The sequence below is a fragment of the Methylobacterium oryzae genome (assembly GCF_036441375.1).
GTDB classification, from domain to species: Bacteria; Pseudomonadota; Alphaproteobacteria; order Rhizobiales; family Beijerinckiaceae; genus Methylobacterium; species Methylobacterium oryzae_A.
In genome coordinates this window covers 1591131-1616274 of sequence record NZ_MLCA01000001.1, presented here as the reverse complement: position 1 = coordinate 1616274, position 25144 = coordinate 1591131, and the positions used below count along the sequence as shown (strand labels likewise).

Below are 25144 nucleotides of genomic sequence, written 5' to 3'. Positions count from 1 at the left end.
GATGCGCCGTCCCGGTTCGCTGCGCCCCGCCCGCGCGGGCGGCAGCGCCGGAAGGGCGCCGGCCGCGGGTCAGAACGCGTTCTGGTAGGCGCGCCGCGAGACGACCGTCTGGATCATGATCTGGATGTCGAACCAGATCGACCAGTTGTCGATGTAGTGCAGGTCGCAGGCGACGCGCCGCTCCATGGCGAGGTCGGTCTGCGTCTCGCCGCGGTAGCCGTTGACCTGGGCCCAGCCGGTGATCCCGGGCTTCACGTTGTGGCGGCGGGCGTAGAGGGCGATGCGACGCTCGAAGCTCCGGTCATGGGCCAGCGCGTGCGGGCGGGGACCGACCAGCGACATCTCCCCGCGCAGGACGTTGATCAGCTGGGGCAGCTCGTCGAGGTTCGTCCGGCGGAGGATCGCGCCGATCCGGGTGATCCGGCTGTCGTTGCGGGTGGCCTGCCGGAAGGCGGCGTTCGCGTCCGCACGCATCGACCGGAACTTGAAGACGCCGAACGGTTGCTGGTTGAAGCCGTAGCGCTTCTGCCGGAAGAAGACCGGACCGGGGCTGTCGAGTTTGATCGCTACCGCGATCGCGGCGAGCAGCGGCGACAGCGAGACGAGGGCGATGGTCGCGACCGTCAGGTCGAGCGTCCGCTTCAGCATCACCTCGCCCATGTTGAGCGGCCGGCGGCCGATGTTGATCCCCGAGACGCCGCCGACCCGGGCGACCTGCAGGTCGGGGAACCGGTCGAGGACCGCGCCGGGACGCAGGTGCAGGGCCGAGGGCACTCGCAGGAACGCGTCGATGCAGCGCTCGACCTCAGCGGTGTCGGCCCAGGGCACGAGGACGAAGACGTCGTCCGGCCGCAGGAAGCGGACCACCGAGACGGCGAGGTCGAGATCCTCCTGCAGCTGGTCGTGGCGCGCGGCTGCGTCGGCGCCGGGATCGACCCGCCGCAGGTAGCTCGTCCCGATGATCCGCGAGCCGAGCTGGTCGACCTCCTTGCCGGCGTAGAAGCGCGCGATGTCCTCCTCGTAGCCCACGAGGTGGATCCGGCTGGCGGTGGCCGAGCCGGCACTCAGCCGCTCGCGCACCAGCCGCCGCACCGCGGCCCGCGCTCCGATCAGGACCGGCAGGCCGGCGGCGAAGATCCCGAGCGAGACCAGCCGCGAGTAATCGTTGGTCGTCTTGGTCATGAAGCTGACGACGAGCACGGCGGCCCAGGCGATCAGCCAGAGGGAGGAAACGCGCTGAACGCCCGGCTTCTGCGCCATGACGTTCTCGAGGCTGTACTCCTCGCGCAGGACGTTCGTGGCGATGATCACCAGCGCGAGCAGCGCCGACAACCGCAGGCCGCGGACGAGGCCCGTCCAGACGGTGCCGTCCTGCGCGATGACGTGGTAGGCGCATTCGAGGCCCAGTGTCACCGCCACGATCGCGGCGAGGTCAGTCGCGGCGAGCGTCATGGACAGAGCCAGGCGCGCCAGCGCGCGACCGCGGCGCGGCAGCAGCGCCGACCACACATTGCGGCGGCGCTCGGCCGAGGTCGGCAGCGCCTGAAACGTCTCCGGAAGCCGATCGTGAAACATCTGACCCGCAACGTCCCGTCTTAAGTCGGACTCTGTACCAGTCTGAGACACGAAAGGTTTCAGCGCCGCCTGGTGACGGTGACGGAGCAAGCCGCGGGCCCCACGGGTTCACGATCGCGGTCACGGAGGAGGGCTGCCACGTAGGGCCAGCCTCCGGAGGTTGCAATACATAATTAATGCTGAGTGACTGTTCGGCGCATCGGGCGGGCGCCAGTTCTGGAACGGCGCCGCATTTGTCCGAGATATTTCAATTCACACGAGATTCTTCATCTGCGGTTGCAACCGTATTGGACCGTGCTGACGACCCCGGCCACAGGAGGGCCGGGGCCAGACTCGGTCAGACGGCGCCGGCATCCTGACGCGCGTCGGCGGAGCCGCCGACCGTCTGGATCGTCTCGAAACCCTCGAATTGCGGGTGGCCGAGATACAGCGGCTTGGTCGAGGGCACCCGGCCATGCGCCTTGCGGAACTGCTCCGACCGGGTCCAGGCCTCGAAATCCGCGCGCGATCGCCAGATCGTGTGCGAGGCGTACAGCACGTGGTCCTCGTGCTCGGGGCCGCGCAGCAGGTGAAACTCCACGAATCCGGGCATCTCGCCGAGGTGGCTGTCGCGCCCCAGCCAGACAGCCTCGAAATCCGCCGTCGCGTCCTTAACGACCTTGAAGCGATTCATCGCGATGAACATGCGTGTCTCCTGAGCGGTACCAAACCTACAAGCGTCTGTGTTCCTAAGGGGCACGGCCGCGCGGCGACAAGGCGCACCACGAAAGCAGCCCAGCGCCCAGTGTCGACATTTGAGCAACAATGTTGCAAAGATGTGTGGGCTTAAACTAGAAGATGTAATCTTCGACTTGCGAAGCTTGACAACTTGGTGTCCTACTGCACCGCGGTTCACCTGTGTCGGGATCCGGGCTATAGCCAGATAGCGGCACGGAGTACCGGCAACCTAGCGTGCAGGACATGCGACGAAGGGGCGGGCGGTGAAGCGGCGCGACAGCGAGGCGAAGACACCGCGTCCGCAGGAGGATGCAGCCGACGCCATGGACAAAGATTCCTCCGCCCAGACGATGCCGAAGCAGACGACCGACGTCGATCGTCTGGTCGGTATCCGGATCACGGCGCTGCGCAAGGCCCGCGGCATGAGCCAGACCGCGCTCGGTAACGCGGTCGGCGTGACCTTCCAGCAGGTTCAGAAATACGAGAAGGGTCAGAACCGGGTCGGTGCCGGCCGGCTGCGCGAGATCGCGCGCCTCCTCGAGGTTCCGGTCTCCGCGTTCTTCGAGGAGAGTGAGCCGCGCGAGAACGCTCAGGAGGACGTGTTCGGCTTCCTCAGCGCCCACGGCGCCATCGAGCTGCTGCGCGCCTACGCCCAGATCGAGGACGAGCAGATGCGCCGCGACGTGCTGGCCCTGGTCCGCAGCGCGGCGCGCCTCGCGCAGAACCGCGCACCCGCGCAGACGCCGGATCCGGCCTGACAGGCGCGGCGGACCGGCTCCGCCCTCGGAACCGCCGGAGCGTCTCCGCCGGGGGCGGCTTCAGGACGGCTCGGTCGCGATCAGGTGGAAGAAGCTGCCGCTGACGGGCCCGACCCGGTGGCCGGCCAATCCGAGATCGACCCCTTCGGCATCCGACACGCGGGCGAGCGCTGCGGCCTCCGGCGCGATCGGCGAGAGCTCGCTGGCATAGTGGAATTCGTGTCCGACGAGGCGCGCGCCCTCCGCTCCGAGTATGCCGGATCCGCAGAGCCGCGCGACGCGATAGCCGAGATGGAGCTTGCGCCGGTGATACGAGGTTGCGACCGGCAGTAGTCCCGCCATGGGATGGGTGGTGCCGTCGGCGTCCTGAAGCGTCTGCCCGAGGACCATGTAGCCGCCGCACTCCCCGTGGACGGGTCGAGTCCGGGCGAAGCCGCGCAGTCCATCCAGGAACCGGGTCGCACCGGCGATCCGGCCCGCGTGCAGTTCGGGATAGCCGCCGGGCAGCCAGCAGACGTCGCAATCCTCGGGCGGTCCCTCGTCGGCCAGCGGTGAGAACGGCACGAGTTCGGCGCCGGCCATCCGCCAGCCGGTCTTGAGATGCGGGTAGAGGAAGCTGAACGCCGCGTCTCGGGCGACCGCCACGCGCTGCCCGGGCGGCCGTGGCAGCGGGCCGCCGGAGGCCGGCACGCTCCCGCCCGCGCAGGCCGCCACGGCGTCGAGGTCGATGCCCGCCTCGGCGAGGTCGGCAAGCCGGTCCAGGCGGGCGGCGAGATCCGCGGTCTCACCGGCCTGCACGAGTCCCAGGTGGCGTTCGGGCAGGACGAGCTGCGCGTCGCGCATCAGCGCGCCGAGCACCGGCAGCCCGGCGCGCTCCATGCCGGCCTCGACGAGGCGCCGGTGTCGGGCGCTCGCGACCTTGTTGAGGATCACGCCGGCGATCCGGATGCGGGGATCGTAGAGCCTGCAGCCGAGCGCCACGGCGGCGGCCGACTGCGCGGCGCCCGACACGTCCACCACGAGCACCACCGGCCACCCGTAGCGCGCGGCGATGTCGGCGTTCGCCCCGGTGCGGTTCTCGGCCGCCTGGACGCCGTCGAACAGGCCCATCGATCCCTCGGCGATCACCAGATCGGCCGCCGCCGTCGCGCCCGCCAGGGCGTCGAGGAGCGGCGTCGCCATGGCGAAGCTGTCGAGGTTGAAGCTCGGATGGCCGGTCGCGGCCTGATGGAAGGCAGGGTCGATGTAGTCGGGGCCGCATTTCGCGCCGCGGACCCGCAGGCCGCGCCGGGTGAGGGCGCGCATCAGCGCGAGGGTGACGGTCGTCTTGCCGGAACTGGAGCGCGGCGCCGCGACGAGGAGTCCGGGGGCGCTCACGAGCGGCTCCCCACCGTGCCGCCGGGCCGGTAGCGCCGGTCGTAGTCGGGCGCGTAGAGAGCGCTCTCGCGGAAATCCGCGGCGCCGAGGGCCGGCCCGACCAGGATCAGGGCGGTGCGCTCCAGGCCGGCCTCGGCGACGAGCCCGGGCAGCCCGGCGAGGTCGCCCACGAGCGCCCGCTCGTCCGGCCACGAGGCCCGGAACACCGCCGCCGCCGGGCAGGCCGGCCCGTAGAAGGGGATCAGCTCGGCGGCGACAGCCTCGACCACGTGGATCGACAGGTGGATCGCCAGGGTCGCGCCGGTGGCCGCGTAGGCCGCCAGCGTCTCCCGCTCGGGCATGGCGCTCGCCCGCCCCGAGGTGCGGGTCAGGACCACGCTCTGCGCCACGCCCGGAACGGTCAGTTCCCGGCGGAGCAGCGCCGCCGCGGCCGCGAAGGCGGGGACGCCCGGCGTCACCGTGTAGGGAATGGCGAGCGCGTCGAGCCGGCGCATCTGCTCGGCCAGGGCGCTCCAGATCGACAGGTCGCCGGAATGCAGGCGCGCCACGTCCTGCCCGGCCGCGTGCGCCGTCCGGATCTCCGCCACGATGGCGTCGAGGTCGAGCGGCGCCGTGTCGACGATCCGGGCGCCGGGCGGGCACCAACTCAGGATCTCGGGGGCGACGAGCGATCCCGCGTAGAGGCAGACGGGACAGGCGGCGATGCGGTCACGCCCCCGCACCGTGATCAGGTCGGCCGCGCCGGGGCCGGCGCCGATGAAGTGGACGGTCATGGTTCCCGTGTCGTGTCGTATCGGACGGCCAGGGCGCAAGTGGCACCGCCGCTCGCGATCCGGGGCAGAGCGAGTCGGCTCCCCGACCCCGCGCCGGCGAGCGCCGCCGCCTCGGCCACAGAACCGACGCCGCGCAGGCGCTCGATGCGCGCCGAGCGGGTGACGATCTCGGCGTCGCGCGCCTCCACGGCGACAGCCCGAAGCGCGCCGTCGCCGCGCAGATCGCCGGGTCCGCGGCCCGGTCGGCCGCCGTGGCGACGGCCGCGAGGCTCGTCCGCTCGGCGCCGACCAGCGCGAGGGCGCGGTCGATCAGCACCGCGATCTCCTCGGCCTCGGTTCCCCGGCGGAAGCCGATCCCGGCGACCAGCGATCCGCTCACGGCTTGGTCCAGGTCCACTGGGTCACCGACATGGCCGGGCGCCAGCCGTGCATGCCCCCGACCGGGCTCGCCCGTTCCACGCCGTAGCGGCGCAGGCTGCCGCCATGCGCCGCGAAGGCCGCGAGCAGCGCGGCCTCGCCCTCGAGGGTCACGGCATTGGCCACGCAGCGACCGCCGGCCCGCAACGCCGCCAGCGTCGCCGTCAGGACTCCCGGCTCCGAGACGCCGCCGCCGATGAACACCGCGTCCGGCACGGGGAGGCCGGCGAGCGCGCCGGGAGCCGTCCCGACGACGACGGCGAGGTCCGGCGTGCCGAGCGCGAGGGCGTTGCGGCGGATTCGCTCGGCACGGTCCGGTTTTCCCTCGATCGCGGTGGCGCGCAGGCTCGCGTGACGCAGCATCCACTCGATCGCGATCGAGCCGGCGCCCGCACCGACATCCCAGAGATGCAGCCCGGGATGCGGGCGCAATGCGGACAGGGTCAGGGCTCGGATCTCGGCCTTGGTCAGCTGCCCGTCATTCTCGAACAGGCCGTCGTCGAGCCCCGGCGCGAGCGGCAGAGCGGAGCCGGCGCCCGACAGCGCGATCGCGACCGTGTTCAGCGGATCGATGTCGGCTTCGTCGAACGCGTCGGCGCGGGCCGTGCGGACGCGCTCGCGCGGCCCGCCCATCGCCTCCAGCACCGTCAGCGTCGACGCGCCGAAGCCCCGCTCGCGCAGCAGGGCGGCGAGGGCGCCGGGCGTCGCGCCGTCCCAGGACAGGACGAGCAGCCGCGCGCCAGGCTGGAGATGCGGGACGATCCGGGTCAGCGCCCGGCCGTGAAGCGTGACCAGCGCGCACTCGGCCAGCGGCCAGCCGAGCCGGGCGCAGGCGAGGCTGAAGGCCGAGGGCTGCGGGAAGGCGCGGATCTCGTCCGCCGGCACCAGCCGGGCGATCTCGGCGCCGATGCCGTAGTGGAACGGGTCGCCCGTAGCGAGGATGCAGGTCGGCCGGCCGCGCCGCGCCAGGATCTCGGGGTAGGCCTCGTGGATCGGGCTCGGCCAGGGCCGCGTCTCCGCGTCGAGCGGCCCGGCGAGGGCGAGGTGGCGCCGGCCCCCGTAGACCACTCGGGCGGCGTCGAGCGCGGCGGCGGCGGCCGGCGTCAGCCCGGCCCGCCCGTCCTCGCCGATCCCGGCGATCGACAGCCACGGGACGCTCGACAGGGGATCAGCGCTCATGGACAAGGCGCCCATGAACACGGCGCCCCCGACGAGCGGCACGATGCGGATCCTGATCCTCGGCGGGACCGGCGAGGCGAGCGCCCTGGTGCGGTCGCTCGCGGGGCATGCGGATCGCGCCGTGACCCTCTCGCTGGCGGGCCGGACGGCGGCGCCGAAGCCCGAGCCGGTCCCGACCCGGATCGGCGGGTTCGGCGGCGCCGAGGGCCTCGCCCGCTACCTGGAGGCCGAGGCGATCACCCGCCTGATCGACGCGACCCACCCGTTCGCCGCGCGGATCTCGGCCAACGCCGCGCGCGCGGCGGCCCTGACGGGCGTGCCGCTCCTCGCGATCCGCAGGCCGGCCTGGAGCCGGGAGCCCGGCGACGACTGGGTCGAGGTCGACCGGATGGAGGAGGCGGTCGCCGCCCTCGGTCCGGACCCCCGGCGCGTGTTCCTGACGATCGGCCGGCAGGAGGCCGGGGCCTTCGCGGCGGCGCCGCAGCACAGCTATCTGGCGCGGACGGTCGAGCCGCTGGGCGGGATCCTGCCGGTGCCGCATCTGACCGCCCTGGAGGCGCGCGGACCGTTCGACGCCGCGTCCGAGACGGCCCTGATGCGGGCCAGCCGGATCGAGATCGTGGTCAGCAAGAACGCGGGCGGCGCGGCGACCTACGGCAAGATTGCGGCTGCGCGCGGCCTCGGCATCCCGGTCGTGATGGTGCGGCGGCCGGGCAAGCCCGACGTGCCGAGCGTCGCGGACGCCGCGGGCGCGCGCCGCTGGCTGGACGCGGGCGATCACGCCGGTTCCTCGACCTTGCGGGCGGTGTAGACGAACGGAGCCCGGCCCGTCCGCGGGATCAGCCGCGTCGTCGAGGCGCCCAGGATCACCATCGTGGCCATGTCGGCCGGCACCGCGGGCGCCTTGGCGAGGGTCGCGACCCGGATCGCCTCGTCCGGTCGGCTGACGGCACGGGCGAACATCACCGGCGTGTCGGGCGCGCGGATCCCGGCCGCGATCTCCAGCGCCGCCCCGAGCTGCCAGGGCCGGGCGGTGGAGATCGGATTGTAGAGCGCGACCACGAAATCCGCGCGCAGCACCGCCTCCAGCCGGGCGGTCACGACCGGCCAGGGCTTGAGGTTGTCCGAGAGCGAGAGTGCGCAGAAATCGCCGCCGAGCGGCGCGCCGAGCCGGGCCGCCGCGGCGAGCATCGCGGTGATGCCCGGCTCCACCGTGATGGCGAGGTCGCGCCAGCCCGGCTCGCCGTACTCCACAGCCTCGAACACCGCCGCCGCCATGGCGAAGACGCCCGGATCGCCGCCCGAGACGACCGCGACCCGGCGCCCGGAGGCGGCGAGCTGCAGCGCGTGGCGCGCCCGGTCGACCTCCACCCGGTTGTCGCTGGCGTGCCGGACGAGGCCGGGACGCTCGGGCACGCGGGCGACGTAGGGAAAGTAGCCGACGACGTCCTCCGCCGCGTCCAGCGCCCGGCGGGCCGACTCGGTCAGCAGGGCCGCGTCACCCGGCCCGAGGCCGACGACGGTGAGGCTCCCGCTCACGGCCGGCGGCCCTCTCCGGGCAGGAGCACCATCGAGAAATAGGGCGCGTCGTCGTCGGCCTTGTCGGCCAGCATCACGACCCGCTCGCCCGCCATCGTGCCGCGCTCCACGTAGACCGCGCGCGCGAGCAGCCCGGCGGCCGACAGGGCGGCCCGCACCTTCGGCAGGTGGCGCCCGAGCTTCATCACCACGGCCGCGTCCGTGCCGCTCAGGCGCTCGGTCAGCGCGTCGAGCGACAGGGTCGCCGGCAGGACGGTGAGGACGTCGTCGCCCCAGGTGATCGGCGTGCCGGCCCGGGTCCAGCAGCCCGACATGCCGGTTACGCCCGGAACCACCTCCACGGGGAAGCGGTCCTTCAGGCGCCGCCACAGGTGCATGAACGAGCCGTAGAAGAACGGGTCGCCCTCCGACAGGATCGCGACGTCCCGCCCGGCGCCCAGGTGATCGGCGAGCTGCCCGGCCGCGTCGTCGTAGAAGCCGGCCAGCGCCGCCACGTAGTCCGGGTGCTCGGGGTGGATCTCGGTCGTGTAGGGATAGGCAAGGGCCATCTCGCGGGCCGGGTCGCGCAGGATCGCGTCCGCGATGGTGCGGGCGTTGCCCCGCCGGCCGCGCTTGCAGAAATGCACCAGCACGGGCGCGCGCATCAGGATGCGCTGCGCTTTCACGGTCAGCAGCTCCGGATCGCCCGGGCCCATCCCGACGCCGTAGAGCGTGCCCGTCACCGCGGCCGCGGGAATTTCCTCGGTCGGGCCGTCGAGGCGTTCGAAACCGTCCATCACTCGACCTCGCTGGCGAGCGCGTTGACCGCCGCGGCCGTCATGGCGCTGCCGCCGCGCCGCCCGTGCACGACCACGAACGGCACGCGGCCGTCCCGGGCGAGCGCCTCCTTCGACTCCGCCGCGCCGACGAAGCCCACCGGGATGCCGATCACCGCGGCGGGCGGTGCCACGCCGGCATCGAGCAGCTCCAGGAGGCGGAACAGGGCGGTCGGGGCGTTGCCCACCGCCACGACGCTGCCCGGGAGATGCTCCCGCCACAGCTCCATGGCGGCCGCGGACCGGGTCGTGCCGAGGCTGCGGGCGAGCTCCGGCACGCGCGGGTCGCCCAGGGTGCAGATCACCCTGTTGTCGGCGGGCAGGCGCGCCCGGGTGACGCCGTCGGCGACCATGCGGACGTCGCACAGGATCGGCGCGCCGGCCTGGAGGGCCGCGACGCCGGCCGCGGCGAAATCCGGCGCCATCTCCACGTCGGCCGGCAGGTCGGTCATGCCGCAGGCGTGGATCATGCGCACGACGACGCGCTCGGCGGCGCCCGACCAGCGCCCGAGATCGGACTCGGCGCGGATCATCGCGAAGGAGCGCGCGTAGATCGCGCCGCCGTCGCGGATGTAGTCGTAGCGGGACGGGGACTCGTGGGCCGCGGCCGGCTCCGATCCTGTCTGGCGCAGGGCGTTCTGGCTCGCGCTCATGCCGGTCTCCTGGTCCTCCCGCATTCCGAAGGGGCGGTCTCCGGCGCGAAGGCGGCGGAGAGCCCGTCGATCTCGGCCCTTCCTAGCCGCTCCAGCACGGCCTCGATAGGGAGATCCATCGCCGGCTCATCGCCGGGCGCGCCCCCGATCACCACGCCGTACAGCCCGCCCCGGCCCACGAGGGTCAGGTCCGCCGGACCCGGCCGCGCGCAGCCCTTGGCACAGCCCGAGACGTGCGCGGCGCGGCCCGAGGCCACCAGCGGGGCGAACGCCGCCGCGAGGCGCGCCGCGTCCGCGAGCGTCGGGGTCGATCCCGAGGCGCAGCCCGGGGCCCCCGTGCAGGCCGCGATCGCACGCCGCGGATCGTCGGGGACGACGATGAACTCCGCCGCGAGCGCCGCCGCCGCGGCCGCCGCCACGTCGGAGGCGGTGGCCGGCACCAGCAGCACGAAGCCGCGCGTGGGCGAGAGGCGGATCTCGTCGGAGCCGATCGCCGCTGCCGTAGCCGCGATCCGGTCGAGGGCGTCGGCAGTGCAGCGCCCGAAGGGCGCGTCGACGGCGACGCTCCGAAGGTCGTGCCCGCCCGCCGGACGCGCCGGCTCCTGCTCCGGAGCGAAGCCCTGGTACGCCTGCGCCGGTCCGGCGCGGGTCTCTCCTGACGGAAGCGCCTCGGCCAGCGCGCTCAGCTCGACGTCCGACAAGTCGCGCATCCGGCGCCGACCGGTTCGCGCGAAGGCGCCGAGCAGGGCCGCCACGTGGCCGGGCGCCGCGTCCTCCGCGCAGGTCAGGAGCCTCCGCTGGGTCTCACCCTGCGCGACCGTGATCGCGACGCGGCCCGGCCCCTCGGCGACAACGCAGAGATCCGCTTCCGGCAGCGCCCGGCCGGGGCGGCCCTCGACAGCGACCAGGGTCTTGGCCGGCAACCCCGGGATCGCGAGCCCCGCGGTCTCGATCGCCCGGGCGAGGGCCGGCACGTCGATCGTCTCGTCCGGATCACGACCCGCCAGCGGGCTCGTGAGCGTCAGGCGCTGGGGGCCGCCGTCGGCGCGCACGTCGCCGAGGCCCCGGGCCGCGAGCCAGGCGGCCAGCGGCGCGCGCGTCGCCTCGGAGACGCCGCGGATCTGGAGATTCGCCCGTGCGGTCAGGTCCAGGTGCCTGTTCCCGAAGCGCCGCGCGCCCTCCGCCACGGCGCGGGCCTGATCGAGGGTCAGGATTCCGAGCGGCGGGTGGACGCGCGCGAGCAACCCGTCGCCCGTCGGCATGGGCCGCGCCAGACCGGGGCACCAGCCCCGGCGGGCGGGCGTCTCGGGCAGGACGCGCCGATGCGGGACGGCGCTCACTCGGCGGCCTCGCGCAGCAGGGCGTCGGCCGGGAGGGCGTTGCGCCGGCTGTGCCAAAGGCCGCGATCCCGGGCGGCGTCGAACCGCTCCAGGATCGCCCGGGCCGCGGCGGGATTGGCGGCACGCAGGCGCTCGAACACCTCGGCATCGGCGATCCAGGCGGTGTAGAGGGCCTCGAAGCCGGCATCCGTCACGGCGTCGCTCGCGGCCGCCAGGACGAACACCGCGTCGAGCCCCTGGGCGAGTTCCTGCGCGCCGCGATAGCCGTGGCGCAGCTGGGCCGCAATCCAGCGGGGATCGGCGAGGCGCCCGCGGATCAGGCGGGCGGAATCCTCCCGGGCCGTCCGCGCCTTCGGCCGTTCCGGCACCGACACGTCGAGGCTGTAGAGGGTGGGGCTCGCCCCCTCCAGGGCCGCGGCCGCCGCGAAACCGCCCATCGCGTCGACGGCGGCGTCGCCGTCGAACAGGTCGCGCTCGGCCACGTCGAAGGCGTGGAGATAGGCGTCGGCCGCCGCGACGCGGGCTGCGAAATCGGCGTCCGGCCCCTCTCGGTCGCCGTAGGCGTGGCCGCTCGCGGCCAAGTAGGCGCGGCCGAGGTCGGCGCGGCCGTCCCAGGCGCCGTCGAGGGCGGTGGCGGCGGTGCCGGCCCCGTAGCGACCCGGCGCGGCCCCGTAGACGCANCGGCCAGCCGCAGCCACCCCGCGGCCCGGTCGGCCAGCGCGGCGATGCCGGTCGCGTAGGGCACGGCGCGCCGCTCGGCGAAGCCGGCGGTCTCGGCACTCTCCTCCTTGAACGAGATCGGAAAGCCCGAGAGCCGACCGTCGAATTCCGGCAGCGCGACCTGCATGGCGAGGTCGGCGGCGCCGAGACCGCGGGCGGAGGCCTCCCAGGCCGCGCGGGGCGACCCGACCGTGAAGGCCTGCAGCACCGGGCAGTCGCCGCCGTCGAGCACGAAGCCGGTCTCGTCCTCGCGGGCCGAGAAGGCGGTGGCGGCGATCACGAGGTCGGGCCTGCGCGCCCGCACGGCCTCGGCGACCGCGGCGGCGGCCTGCGGCTCCTTCAGGCTCGACACGGCCATCGGCAGCACGCCGATCCCGCGCGCCCGCAGGGCGGCAGCGAGGGCGACGAACGGGCCGGTGTCGCCGCCGAGCACGGCGGAGCGGTAGATCAGCAGGAGCGCGACGGGCTCCGCAGCGCCGCGCGCTCCGGCGAGCGGGACCGCGGTCCCGGCCGCGGCGAGGGCCGTCCCGAGGGGAAGAACGCCGCAACCGGGGCACCAGGGAAAGCCGCGCGGGAGCGGCACGGGCGGCTCGATCGGTCCGTCGGCGCCCAGGCGGATCGCCAAGCTCCGCAGCATCCGCCGCAGGTTGTCGGGCCCGCCGGCCCGGAAATAGGCGTCGAGCTGCCCGGCGAGGTCGGGATCGGTGGAGAAGGAGGCGAGGCGCGGATCCGGCCGGTCGTCGCCCGGCAGGACCGCGAGGACGACGCCGTGCGCCCGCGCGGCCTCGGCGCAGCGCTCGATCCCGTAGCGCCAGTAGTCCAGCCCGCCCAGGCAGCGGATCACCACCACCCTGGCGCGCGCCACCACGCGCTCGACGTAGAGGTCGACCGAGAGCGGATGCCGCAACCTGGCGAGCTTCGCGAGCCGGAGACTCGGCAGGCCGGGCTCCCCGGCGTGGGCCTGTCCCACCGCCGCGAGGTCGCTGTCGGTGAACGACAGCACCACGAGGTCGCCGGGCTCCTGCCCGAGATCCACGGCCGCCTCGCCCTCGTCGAGGGAGACGGCATCGATGCGCACGAGATGCACCGCGGCGGCCCCTAGAGCGAGTCCGGGCGGGCGTGCGCGACGCGCCTCATCCCGCGAGCGCCGCCACGACGGCGTCCTTGTCGAAGCCCTTCAGGCCGATCACCACCAGCGTCCCGTCGCGGGCCTCCCCGGCGCGCCAGGGGCGGTCGAAGTGATGGGTCACGCGCCGGCCGACGCCCTGCACCACGAGGCGCATCGGCTTGCCCTCCACCTCGGCGAAACCCTTGATGCGCAGGACGCCGGCGGCCTCGGCGGCCGTCTCGACCCGGGCCGCGAGGTCCCCCGCGGTCACCGCCGGGCGCACCGGCAGCGCCACGGTCTCGAAATCGTCGTGGTCGTGGTCCTCGCCCTCGCCGTGGTGCGAGGGGCGGGCGTCGAGATCGTCCTCGGCGGCCGCGCCGAGGCCGAGCAGCACCCGCGGGTCGATGGCGCCGTTCTCGGTCTCGACCACCTTCACGGCGCGGGGCAGGTGCCCCTCGACCTCGGCGCGGACCCGCGCCCGGGTCGCGGCGTCGATCAGGTCGGTCTTGTTGACCACCACGAGGTCGGCGCAGAGGAGCTGGTCCTCGAACACCTCCTCCAGGGGGTTGTCGTGGTCGACCGACTGGTCGGCGGCCCGCTGGGCCGCAAGGGCCTCCGGATCCTCCGCGAAGGCGCCCGAGGCCACCGCCGGGCCGTCGACCACCGCGACCACGCCGTCGACGGTCACCCGCGAGCGGATCGCCGGCCACTGGAACGCCTGGACCAGCGGCTTCGGAAGCGCGAGGCCCGAGGTCTCGATCAGGATGTGCTCCGGCGGCTCGGCGCGGCCGAGAAGGGTCTCCAGCGCCGGCACGAAATCGTCCGCGACCGTGCAGCAGATGCAGCCGTTCGGCAGCTCGACGATGGCGTCCTCGGTGCAGCCCTCGACGCCGCAGGCCGCCAGGAAGGACTTGTCGAAGCCGATGTCGCCGAACTCGTTCACCAGGATCGCGAGGCGGCGCCCCTTGGCGTTCTCGACCACGTGGCGGACGAGGGTCGTCTTGCCCGCCCCGAGGAAGCCGGTGACGATGGTGCAGGGGATCTTGTTCACGAGGGTCATTCCGCGGCCTCCAGGGTGCCGGCGGGGAGCGGGCGGGGTTCTGGGAAAGGGGGTATGCGGGCGATCACGCCCTTGCGGAACGCCTCCGGACGCTCGCGCCAGGGCACGATGCCGTCCGGGGTCGCCGCGTAGGCCGCGAGCCCGCCGAGGATGATCTCGGCCGAGGCGGCCGGATCCATGTCGCCGTAGACGTAGGTCCAGCGGTCGGCCGCGGCGACCGCCACGGTGCAGGGCCGCTTGCAGACCGACAGGCACTCCACCGCCTCGACCCGCAGGTCCGGCGTGCCGCCGCTCCGCGCCCTGAGCGCTTCCAGCAGGCGGGCCCCGGCGCGGGGCCCGTCGGGGTCGTCGTCCGCGCGGCGGCAGGTGGTGCAGACATAGAGCACGGTCTCAGGCACGGGCCGCTCCTCGATCGGCGCCGCGGGCGAAGGCCTGCCACGCCCAGCCGATTCCCAGCCCGATCAGGATCCAGAACACGAAGCTGATGGCGAGCGACCGGGCGGCGAACTGGGCTGCGAGCGCGGCCGGGAGTTCGGACGCGGCCTCGGGCGCCTGCGGGGCGCCGACGACGTGCGGGGCGATGATCAGGACGAGCCCGCCGAGGATCGTGATCAGCGCGCGGCGGATCGTGATCAGGTAGAGCCCCATCCCGGTCGCCGCGGCGGTCATCACCCACCACGCCTGGCGCGTCGCGAGCGGGGCCGCCGCGCTGCCGGGCAGTTCCGGCGGCAGGCCGAGGCCCGGCGCGAGGGCGACGCTGGCGAAGCCCGCCACCGCGAAGGCGAGCCCGACCTGCGGCGTGGGTTCGCGGCCGCAGGCGAGCATCACCGCGCCGAGCAGCAGCGCGTAACCGACGCCGCCGACGAGGGTCGCGAGCCCGGTGAAGGCCATCCGCGGCAGGCCGGGCGCGGGCTGCCATTCCGGCGCGGCGTCGGGCGCGGCGTGGTCGTGCCCGGCGTGGGCCAGCACGATCGGGAGCGCCTTGATCGGCAGCGCCTTGGCAGCCCGGTTCGGCGCCTCCTGCTGCTCGTAGCGCTCGGCCGCGACGATCAGCGGCGAGGTCAGCGTGAGTTCGAGGCCCGTCACGACGGCAGCCGCGAAGAAGCCGGCGGCGAGGGCCGCCGACAGGAGCCGGATGATCATCCCTGGTCCGGGGACGTCAGTGGCAGGGGAAGTTCTGGGTGTGGCGGAAATCGTGCGCCGCGTTGTGGAGCGCGATCGCCGGCGAGAAGCCCGCCATGAACAGCAGGCCGAGGCCCAGCACGGCCGCGAGCGCGACGGCGATCGGGCGCTCCGACGAGCGGGTGCCGGCGGCGACGGGGGCGAGGGTTTGCGTCGTCATCAGAAGCGTCTCCAGCCGCCCCACCGGCGGCATTGCGGGATCCTGTCGCGACGGCAGGTCTCCTGGCTCGCGGCTCGGCGCGCCCACCGCCTTCCCGGATCGCTCCGGTGGCGCATGGCGGGCGCTCGCCGCTCACAGTTGCGGGGGCAGCCGCGGAATCGGGGCCTCAAACCCCTCACCGCATTCCCTTTTCACCCCGTCGCCGGGGCACCGTCACCCGGCCGTTGTAGACGCATGACCGCCGGGACACAACGGAGCGGCGCCGGTTCGCGGCCAATTCCCGCGCCCGTCCCGCGACACGGGCGGGCTTGACGGCCGCGCCCCGGAGCGGGCACCGCCGCACCCGACACCCGCCCGGTCCGGCGCGGGCGCTGAGTTCCCGGAGACCCGATGGCCCTGACAGACGATCCGACCCCGGTCCTCGTCGATCTCGCGGCCGGCCGAGACCCGCGGATCGTATCGGAGGCGGGTACGACGTGGCTCGAGGTCGATCTCGGCGGCCGTTTCCCGATCCACTCCGTCGCCCTGCACCCGGGGCCGGCGGCGGTCCCCCCGGAACCCGGCGACGTCGCGGTGGCGGTCTCGCAGGACGGCGTGACGTGGAGCGAGCCGGACCTCGCCGGCTGGACCGCGACACCGGACGCCCTCGTGGCCGCGATCGTCCCCGACGAGCGGGCCTGGGCGCGCGCGGTGCGGATCGCCGCGCCGGAACCGGCCCGGATCGTCGGCGTCACCGTCCGCGCCGATGAGGCCTCGGTCGACCTGATCGCCCTCCGGGCGATGCTCGGCCTCGACGTGACGCTCCTGAACGAGACGCCCGGCGCCAACGTCTACGTGACCTACAACCTGCAATCGGCGCCCGACCGCACGAGCCACGCCCTGGTGGGTCTGTCGCTGTTCGAGAACGGCGCCTTCGGCAACTGCCTCGTCCAGTACGTCATCGCGGTGTCGATCGCGAAGGCGCTCAATCTGAAATACATAAAGGTGCCCAAGGTCGACCGCAGCAAGGTGATCTTCCTGACCGGGCGGCTGACCTGCGACGGCATCACCTTCATCCCGCCGGACGAGCCGCTGCCGTCGGACGGCTACTTCCTGTCGGGCCTGTACTTCGACCCGACGCAGTTCGAGCGCGTGACCGCGCCGCGGGGGCCGACCGATTCGCGCGCGATCGTGCAGAGCGTGATCCGGCCGCTGTTCAACGGTCTGCCCGAGACCTTCCCGCCCAAGCCCGACGATCAGCTCCTGATCCACATCCGCTCGGGCGACATCTTCAGCACCTGGGTCGATCCGCACTACCCGCAGCCGCCCTTCGCGTTCTACCGGATGGTCATCGACCGGCTTCTGGCCGAGGGCCGCATCCGCTCGGTCAAGCTCGTGTTCGAGAACCGTCTGAACCCGGTCATCGCCGAGGTGGAGGCCTACGCGGAGCGGCGCGGCCTGCCGGTGGAGATCCAGAGCGAGTCGCTGATCTCCGACGTGGCCGCGCTCGTGAACGGCCGCTACCTCGTCTTCGGGCTGGGGACCTTCGGACCGGCGATCTGCCACCTCTCGGACCGCGTCGAGCAGGTGTTCTACTTCGCATCGAACTGGCCGCAGGGCTTCCAGTCGATTCCCACCATCGGGAAGGTCGTCGAGGTCCGCGATCTCGAGGGCCGCTACATGAAGGTCGGCGAGTGGCAGAACACCGACGCGCAGCGCCGGACGATGGTGGATTACCCGGCCGCAGCCCTCGCGTTCGACGACGCGTGATCGGTGCGGCCGGCCGGCGGCGCTACGGAGCGGTTCTGAGATGCTCGGCGGGGGCGCCGGCCGGACGGGTCGAGCCGGCCTCGCGCGCCTTCAGGGCGTCGGTGTACATCCGCTCGACATCGGTCCTGAACGCGCCGCGGGAATCCGGACGCGTGTAGAACATGTGCCCGCCCGGATAGACCGCGAGGCTCAGGCGGCCGGCCGCGTAGGCGGGGACCTGCGCCAGCAGGAGCTTCGAGGCGAAGTAGGGCGTGACCAGATCGGTGAAGCCGTGCGCCACGAGGACCCGCAGGTGCCCGTCGAGCGCCAGGTCGCCCTTCAGGTTCGACAGCACCTCCGGGGCCTGCCGGCCCGAGCCCCAGCTCCAGCCGCGATTGACCGCGTTGTTCAGGAGCTCGTAGCGCATGTTGGTCACCGGCCATTTCAGCGTGCGCGCGTAGAGGTCGAGCATCGCGCTGGTCAGCGGCGCCTGCAGGGCCGTGAGCTGCGGATCCTCGAAGCTCGACTGGGCGGCGTCCGGGTTCGGGTCCCAGCCGGTGATGCCAGTGTCGTAGGCGCTGGTCACGCGGCCCTCGGCGCGGTCGATCTCGCGCTGGACGCTCCGCGTCGAGAGGCGCGCCGCCTGCGCGCGCACCAGGGCGGGGTCGAGGCCGACGAGGGGCGCGACCTTCTCGGTCATCCGCGAGACGGCGGCCGAATCGCTCGGCCCCTTCAGCAGGTCGCTCAGGTACGCGCCCGAGGCATAGGCCTCCGCGTCGCCGAGCAGGGCGGGCGTCGGCACCGTGCCGGCGCGCTCGAGGGCGCCGGCCGCCAGGGAGGGCAGCTTCAGCACGTAGCCCCACGGGTTGGCCCGCGGCGTCTCCAGCCACGCGAAATCCAGAACCGGCGAGAGCAGCACCAGGCCGGACAGGCCGACGCCGATCTCCTCCTGGAGCTTCTCGGCGATCAGCGGACCGCGGAAGCCGCCGTAGCTCTCGCCGACGAAGAATTTCGGGCTCGCCATGCGGTCGTTGACGCGCAGGTAGCGGGCGATGGACGCCGCCAGGGTCGAGGCGTCGGACTCGATCGACCAGTAGGCCTTGCCGTTGCCGTCCGCGGCGCGGCTGTAGCCGGTGCCGACGGGGTCGATGAACACGAGGTCGGTGAAGCCGAGCCACGTCCCGTCGTTCGGCGCCAGCGCCACCGGCTGCGACGGGCTGATGCTGTCCGCGCCGACGGGGAGGCGCCAGGGGCCGATCGCCCCGATGTTGAGATAGGCCGACGCCGCGCCCGGCCCGCCGTTGACCGCGAAGGTGACGGGACGATCCCGGCCGGCCTCCGGCGCCATCGTGTAGGCCACGTAGGCGATCTCGGCCTGCAGCTTCCCCGCCTCGTCGACGAGGGGCAGGCTGCCGGCCGTGGCGGTGAAGTCGAGGGTCCGGCCGTCCGGCAGCGTGACGCTCTGCTTCGTCGTCGAATCGGGAGGAAGCCGCCGTCCTTCCGGTCCACGCGGGGCCGGCTTGCCGTCCGCGGGACGCGTGTGCGGCGCGTCCTGGGCCAGGGTGGCCGAGGGCGCGGCGAGCGCCAGGGCGAGGGCGAGCGCGGCGCGCGCGAGACGTCCGTGGAGGGCCATCATCAAGCCTTCTTGTTCCAGCGCCCGGACTCGTCCTGCTGCCAGTAGGCCACCGCGTGACCGGCGTCCTTGGCCTGCTTCCACTGCTCGCGCGCGCGCAGGAGGGCGTCCTGATCGGTCCCGTCGAACAGGATGCAGATCCGCTCGTACTGCCCGGCATCGGGCGGCAGGTCGGCGCCCTCCACGAGGAAGCGGATCGAGGCCGTGTTGGGATTCACGTCGCGAAGCGTGAGCACCACCGGCTGGCTCGCCGCATCGGGCTCGCGGTCGGTGCCGTGCGGCAGGAAGCTCTCGTCGGAATAGGTCCAGAGGTGGTCGTCGAGCGCCTGCAGGCGCTCCTCGCTGGCCGCCTGTATCGCAGCCTGCCAGCCGCGCTCCAGCGAGCGCTCGACGAGGTTCGGCAGCACCTTCTCCAGGGGCTGCCGCTGCATGTGGTAGAAGAGGATCTCGGTCACGACACCGTGGATATAGGGCTCCGGTCCGCCGGGCGAGCAGCGGCGCGCCGCCGCGGCCTCAGACCAGGCGGCTCTGCTCGATCGCTGCGCCGACGAAGCCCTTGAACAGCGGGTGCGGCTCGAACGGGCGGGACTTCAGCTCGGGGTGGAACTGCACGCCGATGAACCACGGGTGCCCGACATGCTCCACCGTCTCGGGCAGCAGCCCGTCTGGGGACACGCCGGAGAAGCGCAGGCCCTTGGCCTCCAGCCGCTCGCGATAGGCCATGTTGACCTCGTAGCGGTGGCGGTGCCGCTCCGAGATCTGCTCGGACCCGTAGATCTGGGCGATCTTGGACTCGGGATCGAGCTTCGCCTCGTAGGCGCCGAGCCGCATCGTGCCGCCGAGGTCGCCGGCCGCGGCGCGGCGCTCCAGCTCGTTGCCGCGCAGCCACTCGGTGAGCAGGCCGACCACCGGCTCGGCGGTCTCGCCGAACTCCGTCGAATTCGCCTCGGGCAATCCGGCCAGCGAGCGGGCGGCCTCGATCACCGCCATCTGCATGCCGAAGCAGATGCCGAGATAGGGAATGCGCTTCTCGCGGGCGTAGCGGGCCGCCCGGATCTTGCCCTCGGCCCCGCGCTGGCCGAAGCCGCCCGGCACCAGGATCCCGTTGAGGCCCTCGAGGAAGGGCGCCGGATCCTCGCGCTCGAAGACCTCGGCCTCGATCCATTCCAGGTTGACCTTCACCCGGTGGCTGATGCCGCCGTGGGTCAGCGCCTCGGTCAGCGACTTGTAGGCGTCCTTCAGCCCCGTGTACTTGCCGACGATGGCGATCGACACCTCGCCCTCGGGATTGCGCACGCGCTCGGCGATGGTCTGCCAGCGGCCGAGATCCGGCTCCTCGCCGTGCTCCAGGCCGAAATGGCCGAGCACCTCCCGGTCCAGACCGGCGGTCCGGTAGGAGAGCGGCACCTCGTAGATCGAGGCCACGTCGAGGGCCTCGATCACCGCGGTCTCACGCACGTTGCAGAACAGCGCGAGCTTGCGCCGCTCCTCGACCGGGATCGGCCGGTCGCAGCGGCAGAGCAGGATGTCGGGCTGGATGCCGATGGAGCGCAGCTCCTTCACGGAGTGCTGCGTCGGCTTGGTCTTCAGCTCGCCGGCCGACGGGATGTAGGGCAGCAGCGTCAGGTGAACGTAGCAGCAGGTGCCCCGCGGCAGCTCCTGGCCGAGCTGCCGGATCGCCTCGAAGAACGGCAGGCCCTCGATGTCGCCGACCGTGCCGCCGATCTCCACCAGCACGAAGTCGAAGCTGTCGTTGCCGTCGAGGACGAAGTCCTTGATGGCGTTGGTGACGTGCGGGATCACCTGGATCGTGGCGCCGAGGTAGTCGCCGCGGCGCTCCTTGGCGATGATGTCCTGGTAGATCCGGCCCGTGGTAATGTTGTCGGCCCGGCTCGCCGGGACGCCGGTGAAGCGCTCGTAGTGTCCGAGGTCGAGGTCGGTCTCGGCGCCGTCGTCGGTGACGAACACCTCGCCGTGCTGCGTCGGGCTCATCGTGCCCGGATCGACGTTCAGGTAGGGGTCGAGCTTGCGCATCCGGACCCGGTAGCCGCGGGCCTGAAGGACCGCCGCCAGGGCCGCCGAGGCGAGGCCCTTGCCGAGGGAGGAGACCACGCCGCCGGTGATGAAAACGTACCGCGTCATGGGCCTCGGTCCATAAAGAAGCTACTGGCATTTGCCAAACGGCGGAGGCCCCGGCCCGTGCATGGGCTGGGGATCGCGCGACGCATGGCGTGGACCGGCCCTGGGCCGGTCCGTCGGGATAAGGGTCGACGCTGCGCCGCCCGCGGCGCGCGCCGTCAGCGCGACTGCGGCGCTTCCGGGACCGCCGGCTGCGCGGGGGCCGGCTGAGCCGGCGCCGTGACGGGCGCCCGGTCCTGCTGCTGGCGCAGCGTGTCGAGCAGGTTGTCGGCGCCGGTCGGCTGCTTCGCCGGCTGGCCGGACGTCTGCGGGGCGCCGGTATCGAGGATCGACTTCGGCGCCGCCGAGCGGTGCGACAGGATGGCGAGGACCATGCTGGTGGTAAAGAACAGGGCCGCCAGGATCGCGGTAGCCCGCGTGAGGGCATTGGCCTGGCCGCGGCCGGTCATGAACCCGCCGACGCCGCCACCGCCGCCTCCGCCGAGCCCGAGCCCGCCCTCGGAGCGCTGGAGCAGCACGACGCCGATCAGCGCGAGCACGATGATGAGGTGGACGACGATCAGGACGGTCTGCATCGGTGTTCCGGGATCTTCTTCAGCGCCGCGCGCCGGCAGCGGGCACCGGAAGACGAACGCACGAGGGCCGGGGCCCGCGATCGTTCACGAACCTCCCGGGCACGCAAGCGTGCGGCGGGAGCCTCGGGGGCGACGCTTCGGGCGGACCGGCCGGAATTCGGCGACGGCATACACCACCGGCCGCCCGTCGCCAACCTGACGCGCGCGGCCGGCTGTCCGCTTCGACCCTCGCCTTCGGTCGCGCATCGTGCTCTCTGCCGGGGAAGGGTGGCCGGCCGAACGCGCCGCCCGATTCGGGAGGCAAGCCATGACCGTGTCCCGCCGCGCGGCGCTCGCCGCAGCCATCGCCGTGCCCGTCGTGATCCGGTCGGGACCCGGCTCCGCGGCCGGATCCGACGCCGCCGCCCGGGGCACCGCCGTGGAGCAGGCCGTCGACGCCCTCACAAAGGCCCTCCTGGCGGCGGACGGGCCGGCCCTCGACGCCCTGGTCCTCGACGGGCTTAGCTACGGCCATTCCAGCGGACAGGTACAGGACAAGGCGGCCTTCATCGAGACGCTCACCAGCAGACGCTCGACCTTCCCGAGCATCACCCTGTCGGACCGTTCCGTCTCGGTCGTCGGCGACGACGCCATCGCGCGCCACGTCTTCACCGGCGAGGTGGTCTCGGGTGGCAAGACTTCGCCGGTGCATATCGGCGTGATGCAGGTCTGGCACAGCGACGGCGGCCGCTGGCGGCTGCTGGCCCGTCAGGCCTTCAAGATCTGACGGCCGCGCGACCGTCGCGCCGCGCTCGCGGAGGCGGCGCCACCCCGGCGCCGCGCCCGGACAGGATCGCGGTCGCGCGCTCAGGCGTAGGCGGCGCAGATCCCCAGGAAGTCCTCGGCCACGAGGCTCGCGCCGCCCACGAGTGCGCCGTCGACGTTGTCCACCGACAGGAGCTCCTTGGCGTTCCCGGGCTTCACCGAGCCGCCGTAGAGGATGCGGATCTTCTGCGCCTCGTCGCCCACGAGCTTGTCGAGCATCTCCCGCAGGGAGGCGTGGACCTCGGCGATGTCGCGCGGCGTCGGCGTCCGCCCCGAGCCGATCGCCCAGACCGGCTCGTAGGCGATCACTGTGTCGGCCGCCGTCGCGCCCTTCGGCAGGCCGATGGCGAGCTGGGCGCGGACGATGTCGAGGGCGCGGCCCTGCTCGCGCTCCTCGATGGTCTCGCCGACGCAGATGATGCCGCACAGGCCCGCCCGCCGGGCGCCCAGCGCCTTGGCGTGGACCCCGTCGTCGGTCTCGTGGTGATAGGCTCGACGCTCGGAATGGCCGACGATCACGTACTTGGCGCCGAGGTCGGCGAGCATCTCGGCCGAGATCGAGCCCGTGAAGGCGCCGCTCGGGCGGGCGTGCAGGTTCTGGCCGCCGATCGCGATCGGCGATCCGGCCGCCGCCGCCACGCAGGATCCGATCAGCGTCGCGGGCGGGCAGATCAGCACGTCGATGCGGGACGCGAGGTCTGGCGAGAGCCCGTCGCGAATCGCTTCGACAACCTGGATGGATGCCCGGGTCCCGTTCATCTTCCAGTTGCCAGCGACTAGCGGCTTGCGCCCAGACTGCGTCATTCCTGCCCTCGCTCCGTCGCGGCTTTTCCGAAGTTGCCGCGGCCTACCAGAGCGAGCTTGAGCGCGCAAACCGCCCGGTGCGCCCGAGCCTTTGCCTGTGGACGCGAATGGTCTATCGCGGTCGGCTCTCAGGGACAGCGCCGGTCCGGTGACGGGGCGGCCGCCGAAGGTACTCGATCACAGACCATGCTTCAGGGCATCCGCAACGCCAGCCAGCACTGGCTCGGTAAGATCGTCTTGACGATCATCTTCACGCTGCTGATCGCCGGTGTCGGCATCTTCGGGGTCGAGGAGTTCTTCCGCGGCGGCGCGAGCAACAAGGTGGCCACGGTCGGCAGTACGCCGATCACCGCCGAGCAGGTGCGCCAGGCCTACCAGAACCAGCTGCAGCGCTATCAGACGCAGCTGAAGCGTCCGCTGACGCCCGATCAGGCGCGGATGCTCGGTCTGGACCGGCAGGTGATGTCCCAGCTGATCACCGAGGCCGCCCTCGATCAGAAGACCCACGATCTCGGCCTCGCCGTGCCCGACGCCTCGGTGATCAAGGCGATCCACGAGGAGAAGAGCTTCCAGAACCAGCAGGGTCAGTTCGAGCCGGCGCTCTTCTACCAGACCCTGCAGCGCGCCGGCCTCAACGAGGGCCTGTTCGTGCGCGAGCAGCGGTCGGTGATCGCCCGACTCCAGCTGGCCGAGGCGGTGTCGTCGGACCTGCACGTGCCGCTCGCCATGCGGGAGGCCGTGCATCGCTACACCACCGAGCGCCGCGCGGCCGCCTACCTGATGCTGACGCCCTCGGTGGCCGGCCAGATCCCCGAGCCGACGGACGAGGAGCTGAAGACCTGGTACGAGGCCAACAAGTCCGGCTTCCGGGCGCCCGAGTTCCGGGCGGCGAATCTCCTCGTGGTCGAGCCCGAGTCGATGGCGAAGCCCGACGCGATCACCGAGGCCGATGCCCGCGCCGCCTACGCGCTCAACAAGGACCGCTACGGTACGCCCGAGAAGCGCACCATCCAGCAGATCGTGTTCCCCGACGCGGCCGCCGCCGAGGCGGCCCGCAAGGCCATCGGGGACGGCTCCAAGACCTTCGACGCGGTGGCTGCCGAGCGCGGCACTGACGAGAAGGACCTGACCCTCGGCACGCTGACCAAGGGCGAGCTGTTCGACAAGGCCGTGGCCGACGCCGCCTTCGCGCTGCCGGAGGGCGGCGTGAGCGAGCCGGTCCAGGGTCGCTTCGGCACGGTGCTGCTGCGCGTGACCAAGATCGAGGCCGGAACGGTGAAGCCGTTCGAGGCGGTGGAGGGCGAGATCCGCAAGGCCCTCGCCCTGGCCCGCGCCCGCGACGCCATGGAGACCACCCGCGACGCGATCGAGGATCAGCGGGCCGGCGCCAAGCCCCTCGCCGACATCGCCGCGGAGCGCGGCCTCAAGATCGTCACTGTGAAGGCCGTGGACGTGAACGGCAAGGGACCGGACGGGCAGCGGATCACCGACATCCCCGACGCGGAGACCACCCTGCCGGCCCTGTTCCGCGCCGAGATCGGCGGCGACAACGAGCCCCTGCGGACCAAGACTGGCGGCTACGTCTGGTACGACGTCACCGGGATCGACGCCGCCCACGACAAGCCCCTCGATCAGGTGAAGGACGGGGTGAAGGCCGGCTGGACCGCGACCGAGATCGCCAAGCGCCTCCAGGCCAAGGGCCGCGAGCTGGTCGAGAAGATCAACAAGGGGGAGACCATCGAGGCCGCCGCCCAGGAGGTCGGCGTCAACCTGCAGGAAGCGCAGGATCTCGCGCGCAACCAGGCGAAGGATATGCTCACGGCGGATGTCGTGAACCTGATCTTCGCGACTCCGGTGGGCAAAGCCGGCACGGCGGCCGCCGGCGATTCGCGCGCGGTCTTCAAGGTCACGGCCGCGACGGTGCCGGCTTTCGTGGCCGACAGCCCGAGCGACAAGCAGATCACGCAGAGCTTCCAGGCGGCGCTCGCCGACGACGTGCTGTCCCAGTACATCAGCGAGGTCCAGAAGAACGCGGGCGTGAAGGTCGACGCGGCGGCCCTGAAGCGGGCCATCGGCGGCGAGTACTGA

24 protein-coding genes, 2 pseudogenes and 1 riboswitch are annotated in these 25144 nt (G+C 72.9%); of the genes and pseudogenes, 5 read left to right on the top strand and 21 right to left on the bottom strand.

Annotation, left to right across the window (positions count from 1 at the left end; all coding sequences use genetic code 11):
* Nucleotides 1–69: 69 nt before the first annotated feature.
* Nucleotides 70–1575 (bottom strand): undecaprenyl-phosphate glucose phosphotransferase, encoded by a 1506-nt coding sequence (locus tag MOTC310_RS07650; RefSeq protein WP_331301348.1) that lies wholly within the window; start codon nt 1573–1575, stop codon nt 70–72.
* Between the two features lie 337 nt (nt 1576–1912).
* Complete coding sequence (gene hmuQ / locus MOTC310_RS07645; protein WP_331290879.1) at nt 1913–2260, bottom strand: heme-degrading protein HmuQ; 348 nt, start codon at nt 2258–2260, stop codon at nt 1913–1915.
* Between the two features lie 355 nt (nt 2261–2615).
* Between hmuQ and MOTC310_RS07640 the strand changes: the two genes are divergently transcribed.
* Complete coding sequence (locus MOTC310_RS07640) at nt 2616–3050, top strand: helix-turn-helix domain-containing protein (protein WP_331290878.1); 435 nt, start codon at nt 2616–2618, stop codon at nt 3048–3050.
* A 60-nt stretch (nt 3051–3110) separates the two neighbouring features.
* On the opposite strand, the gene MOTC310_RS07635 is transcribed toward MOTC310_RS07640, so the two are convergent.
* The 4 genes and pseudogenes from MOTC310_RS07635 to cbiE all read right to left on the bottom strand — a co-directional run bounded on the left by MOTC310_RS07635 (nt 3111) and on the right by cbiE (nt 6796).
* A complete protein-coding gene (locus MOTC310_RS07635) occupies nt 3111–4427 on the bottom strand; it encodes a cobyrinic acid a,c-diamide synthase CobB (protein WP_331301347.1) in 1317 nt (438 codons plus the stop codon).
* Entirely contained in the window at nt 4424–5200 is a 777-nt protein-coding gene (cobM, locus tag MOTC310_RS07630) for a precorrin-4 C(11)-methyltransferase (RefSeq protein WP_331301346.1), read from the bottom strand. Before cobM ends, MOTC310_RS07635 begins: the two co-directional genes overlap by 4 nt.
* Nucleotides 5197–5597: pseudogene (locus MOTC310_RS07625) on the bottom strand (cobalamin biosynthesis protein). Before MOTC310_RS07625 ends, cobM begins: the two are co-directional and overlap by 4 nt.
* Nucleotides 5576–6796 (bottom strand): precorrin-6y C5,15-methyltransferase (decarboxylating) subunit CbiE, encoded by a 1221-nt coding sequence (gene cbiE, locus MOTC310_RS07620; protein ID WP_331301345.1) that lies wholly within the window; start codon nt 6794–6796, stop codon nt 5576–5578. Before cbiE ends, MOTC310_RS07625 begins: the two are co-directional and overlap by 22 nt.
* On the opposite strand from cbiE, the gene MOTC310_RS07615 reads away from it, so the two are divergent.
* Nucleotides 6795–7607, top strand: a complete 813-nt coding sequence (locus tag MOTC310_RS07615) for a cobalt-precorrin-6A reductase (RefSeq protein WP_331301344.1) — start codon at nt 6795–6797, stop codon at nt 7605–7607. The genes cbiE and MOTC310_RS07615 overlap by 2 nt on opposite strands.
* Here MOTC310_RS07615 and cobJ read toward each other — a convergent pair.
* The 10 genes and pseudogenes from cobJ to MOTC310_RS07570 all read right to left on the bottom strand — a co-directional run bounded on the left by cobJ (nt 7574) and on the right by MOTC310_RS07570 (nt 15373).
* On the bottom strand, nt 7574–8335 hold the full coding sequence (gene cobJ / locus MOTC310_RS07610) for a precorrin-3B C(17)-methyltransferase (RefSeq protein WP_331301343.1): 762 nt from the start codon (nt 8333–8335) through the stop codon (nt 7574–7576). The genes MOTC310_RS07615 and cobJ overlap by 34 nt on opposite strands.
* Nucleotides 8332–9111: a precorrin-2 C(20)-methyltransferase gene (locus tag MOTC310_RS07605; RefSeq protein WP_331301342.1), complete on the bottom strand. Its 780-nt coding sequence runs from the start codon at nt 9109–9111 to the stop codon at nt 8332–8334. The genes cobJ and MOTC310_RS07605 overlap by 4 nt, the downstream gene beginning before the upstream one ends.
* Entirely contained in the window at nt 9111–9803 is a 693-nt protein-coding gene (locus MOTC310_RS07600; RefSeq protein WP_331301341.1) for a precorrin-8X methylmutase, read from the bottom strand. Before MOTC310_RS07600 ends, MOTC310_RS07605 begins: the two co-directional genes overlap by 1 nt.
* A complete protein-coding gene (locus tag MOTC310_RS07595) occupies nt 9800–11065 on the bottom strand; it encodes a precorrin-3B synthase (RefSeq protein WP_419539877.1) in 1266 nt (421 codons plus the stop codon). Before MOTC310_RS07595 ends, MOTC310_RS07600 begins: the two co-directional genes overlap by 4 nt.
* A 74-nt stretch (nt 11066–11139) precedes the next feature.
* On the bottom strand, nt 11140–11841 hold the full coding sequence (locus MOTC310_RS32765) for a cobaltochelatase subunit CobN (protein ID WP_419539869.1): 702 nt from the start codon (nt 11839–11841) through the stop codon (nt 11140–11142).
* Nucleotides 11842–11898: 57 nt separating this feature from the next.
* Nucleotides 11899–12500 (bottom strand): annotated as a pseudogene (locus tag MOTC310_RS32760) (cobaltochelatase subunit CobN); the annotation flags it as partial.
* A gap of 496 nt (nt 12501–12996) precedes the next feature.
* The gene (gene cobW, locus MOTC310_RS07585; RefSeq protein WP_331301339.1) at nt 12997–14031 is read right to left on the bottom strand and encodes a cobalamin biosynthesis protein CobW; all 1035 of its coding nucleotides are present in this window, start codon (nt 14029–14031) and stop codon (nt 12997–12999) included.
* On the bottom strand, nt 14028–14429 hold the full coding sequence (locus MOTC310_RS07580; RefSeq protein ID WP_331301338.1) for a DUF1636 domain-containing protein: 402 nt from the start codon (nt 14427–14429) through the stop codon (nt 14028–14030). The genes cobW and MOTC310_RS07580 overlap by 4 nt, the downstream gene beginning before the upstream one ends.
* Entirely contained in the window at nt 14422–15174 is a 753-nt protein-coding gene (locus MOTC310_RS07575) for a CbtA family protein (RefSeq protein WP_331301337.1), read from the bottom strand. The genes MOTC310_RS07580 and MOTC310_RS07575 overlap by 8 nt, the downstream gene beginning before the upstream one ends.
* 16 nt (nt 15175–15190) lie before the next feature.
* Nucleotides 15191–15373 carry a CbtB domain-containing protein gene (locus MOTC310_RS07570; RefSeq protein ID WP_331290836.1) on the bottom strand — a complete coding sequence of 61 codons (183 nt, stop codon included), beginning with the start codon at nt 15371–15373 and terminating at the stop codon, nt 15191–15193.
* Nucleotides 15374–15408: 35 nt separating this feature from the next.
* Nucleotides 15409–15603, bottom strand: a riboswitch (cobalamin riboswitch).
* A 160-nt stretch (nt 15604–15763) separates the two neighbouring features.
* On the opposite strand from MOTC310_RS07570, the gene MOTC310_RS07565 reads away from it, so the two are divergent.
* Nucleotides 15764–17122: a discoidin domain-containing protein gene (locus MOTC310_RS07565; RefSeq protein WP_331301336.1), complete on the top strand. Its 1359-nt coding sequence runs from the start codon at nt 15764–15766 to the stop codon at nt 17120–17122.
* Between the two features lie 22 nt (nt 17123–17144).
* Here MOTC310_RS07565 and MOTC310_RS07560 read toward each other — a convergent pair whose 3' ends face one another.
* From MOTC310_RS07560 to secG, 4 genes are all read right to left on the bottom strand, one after another.
* On the bottom strand, nt 17145–18734 hold the full coding sequence (locus MOTC310_RS07560) for a S10 family peptidase (RefSeq protein WP_331301482.1): 1590 nt from the start codon (nt 18732–18734) through the stop codon (nt 17145–17147).
* 2 nt (nt 18735–18736) lie between these two features.
* Nucleotides 18737–19189 carry a DNA polymerase III subunit chi gene (locus MOTC310_RS07555; protein ID WP_331290833.1) on the bottom strand — a complete coding sequence of 151 codons (453 nt, stop codon included), beginning with the start codon at nt 19187–19189 and terminating at the stop codon, nt 18737–18739.
* A gap of 58 nt (nt 19190–19247) precedes the next feature.
* Entirely contained in the window at nt 19248–20876 is a 1629-nt protein-coding gene (locus MOTC310_RS07550; protein ID WP_331301335.1) for a CTP synthase, read from the bottom strand.
* A 155-nt stretch (nt 20877–21031) separates the two neighbouring features.
* Nucleotides 21032–21448 carry a preprotein translocase subunit SecG gene (gene secG, locus MOTC310_RS07545; protein WP_331301334.1) on the bottom strand — a complete coding sequence of 139 codons (417 nt, stop codon included), beginning with the start codon at nt 21446–21448 and terminating at the stop codon, nt 21032–21034.
* Between the two features lie 307 nt (nt 21449–21755).
* Between secG and MOTC310_RS07540 the strand changes: the two genes are divergently transcribed.
* Nucleotides 21756–22214: a nuclear transport factor 2 family protein gene (locus tag MOTC310_RS07540; RefSeq protein ID WP_331301333.1), complete on the top strand. Its 459-nt coding sequence runs from the start codon at nt 21756–21758 to the stop codon at nt 22212–22214.
* 80 nt (nt 22215–22294) lie between these two features.
* Here the strand turns inward: MOTC310_RS07540 and tpiA are convergent, their stop codons facing one another.
* The gene (tpiA, locus tag MOTC310_RS07535) at nt 22295–23056 is read right to left on the bottom strand and encodes a triose-phosphate isomerase (protein WP_331301332.1); all 762 of its coding nucleotides are present in this window, start codon (nt 23054–23056) and stop codon (nt 22295–22297) included.
* A gap of 186 nt (nt 23057–23242) precedes the next feature.
* Here tpiA and MOTC310_RS07530 point away from each other — a divergent pair, with 186 nt between their 5' ends.
* Nucleotides 23243–25144, top strand: a complete 1902-nt coding sequence (locus tag MOTC310_RS07530) for a peptidylprolyl isomerase (RefSeq protein ID WP_331301331.1) — start codon at nt 23243–23245, stop codon at nt 25142–25144.

What these genes read in the sequence shown, in the direction of transcription:
- MOTC310_RS07650 (WP_331301348.1), bottom strand. Translation starts at nt 1,575, where the DNA reads ATGTTTCACGATCGGCTTCCGGAGACGTTTCAGGCGCTGCCGACCTCG.
- hmuQ (WP_331290879.1), bottom strand. Translation starts at nt 2,260, where the DNA reads ATGTTCATCGCGATGAATCGCTTCAAGGTCGTTAAGGACGCGACGGCG.
- MOTC310_RS07640 (WP_331290878.1), top strand. Translation starts at nt 2,616, where the DNA reads ATGGACAAAGATTCCTCCGCCCAGACGATGCCGAAGCAGACGACCGAC.
- cobM (WP_331301346.1), bottom strand. Translation starts at nt 5,200, where the DNA reads ATGACCGTCCACTTCATCGGCGCCGGCCCCGGCGCGGCCGACCTGATC.
- MOTC310_RS07615 (WP_331301344.1), top strand. Translation starts at nt 6,795, where the DNA reads ATGGACAAGGCGCCCATGAACACGGCGCCCCCGACGAGCGGCACGATG.
- cbiE (WP_331301345.1), bottom strand. Translation starts at nt 6,796, where the DNA reads ATGAGCGCTGATCCCCTGTCGAGCGTCCCGTGGCTGTCGATCGCCGGG.
- MOTC310_RS07605 (WP_331301342.1), bottom strand. Translation starts at nt 9,111, where the DNA reads ATGGACGGTTTCGAACGCCTCGACGGCCCGACCGAGGAAATTCCCGCG.
- MOTC310_RS07600 (WP_331301341.1), bottom strand. Translation starts at nt 9,803, where the DNA reads ATGAGCGCGAGCCAGAACGCCCTGCGCCAGACAGGATCGGAGCCGGCC.
- MOTC310_RS07595 (WP_419539877.1), bottom strand. Translation starts at nt 11,065, where the DNA reads ATGCCGACGGGCGACGGGTTGCTCGCGCGCGTCCACCCGCCGCTCGGA.
- cobW (WP_331301339.1), bottom strand. Translation starts at nt 14,031, where the DNA reads ATGACCCTCGTGAACAAGATCCCCTGCACCATCGTCACCGGCTTCCTC.
- MOTC310_RS07575 (WP_331301337.1), bottom strand. Translation starts at nt 15,174, where the DNA reads ATGATCATCCGGCTCCTGTCGGCGGCCCTCGCCGCCGGCTTCTTCGCG.
- MOTC310_RS07570 (WP_331290836.1), bottom strand. Translation starts at nt 15,373, where the DNA reads ATGACGACGCAAACCCTCGCCCCCGTCGCCGCCGGCACCCGCTCGTCG.
- MOTC310_RS07565 (WP_331301336.1), top strand. Translation starts at nt 15,764, where the DNA reads ATGGCCCTGACAGACGATCCGACCCCGGTCCTCGTCGATCTCGCGGCC.
- MOTC310_RS07560 (WP_331301482.1), bottom strand. Translation starts at nt 18,734, where the DNA reads ATGGCCCTCCACGGACGTCTCGCGCGCGCCGCGCTCGCCCTCGCCCTG.
- MOTC310_RS07550 (WP_331301335.1), bottom strand. Translation starts at nt 20,876, where the DNA reads ATGACGCGGTACGTTTTCATCACCGGCGGCGTGGTCTCCTCCCTCGGC.
- secG (WP_331301334.1), bottom strand. Translation starts at nt 21,448, where the DNA reads ATGCAGACCGTCCTGATCGTCGTCCACCTCATCATCGTGCTCGCGCTG.
- MOTC310_RS07540 (WP_331301333.1), top strand. Translation starts at nt 21,756, where the DNA reads ATGACCGTGTCCCGCCGCGCGGCGCTCGCCGCAGCCATCGCCGTGCCC.
- tpiA (WP_331301332.1), bottom strand. Translation starts at nt 23,056, where the DNA reads ATGACGCAGTCTGGGCGCAAGCCGCTAGTCGCTGGCAACTGGAAGATG.
- MOTC310_RS07530 (WP_331301331.1), top strand. Translation starts at nt 23,243, where the DNA reads ATGCTTCAGGGCATCCGCAACGCCAGCCAGCACTGGCTCGGTAAGATC.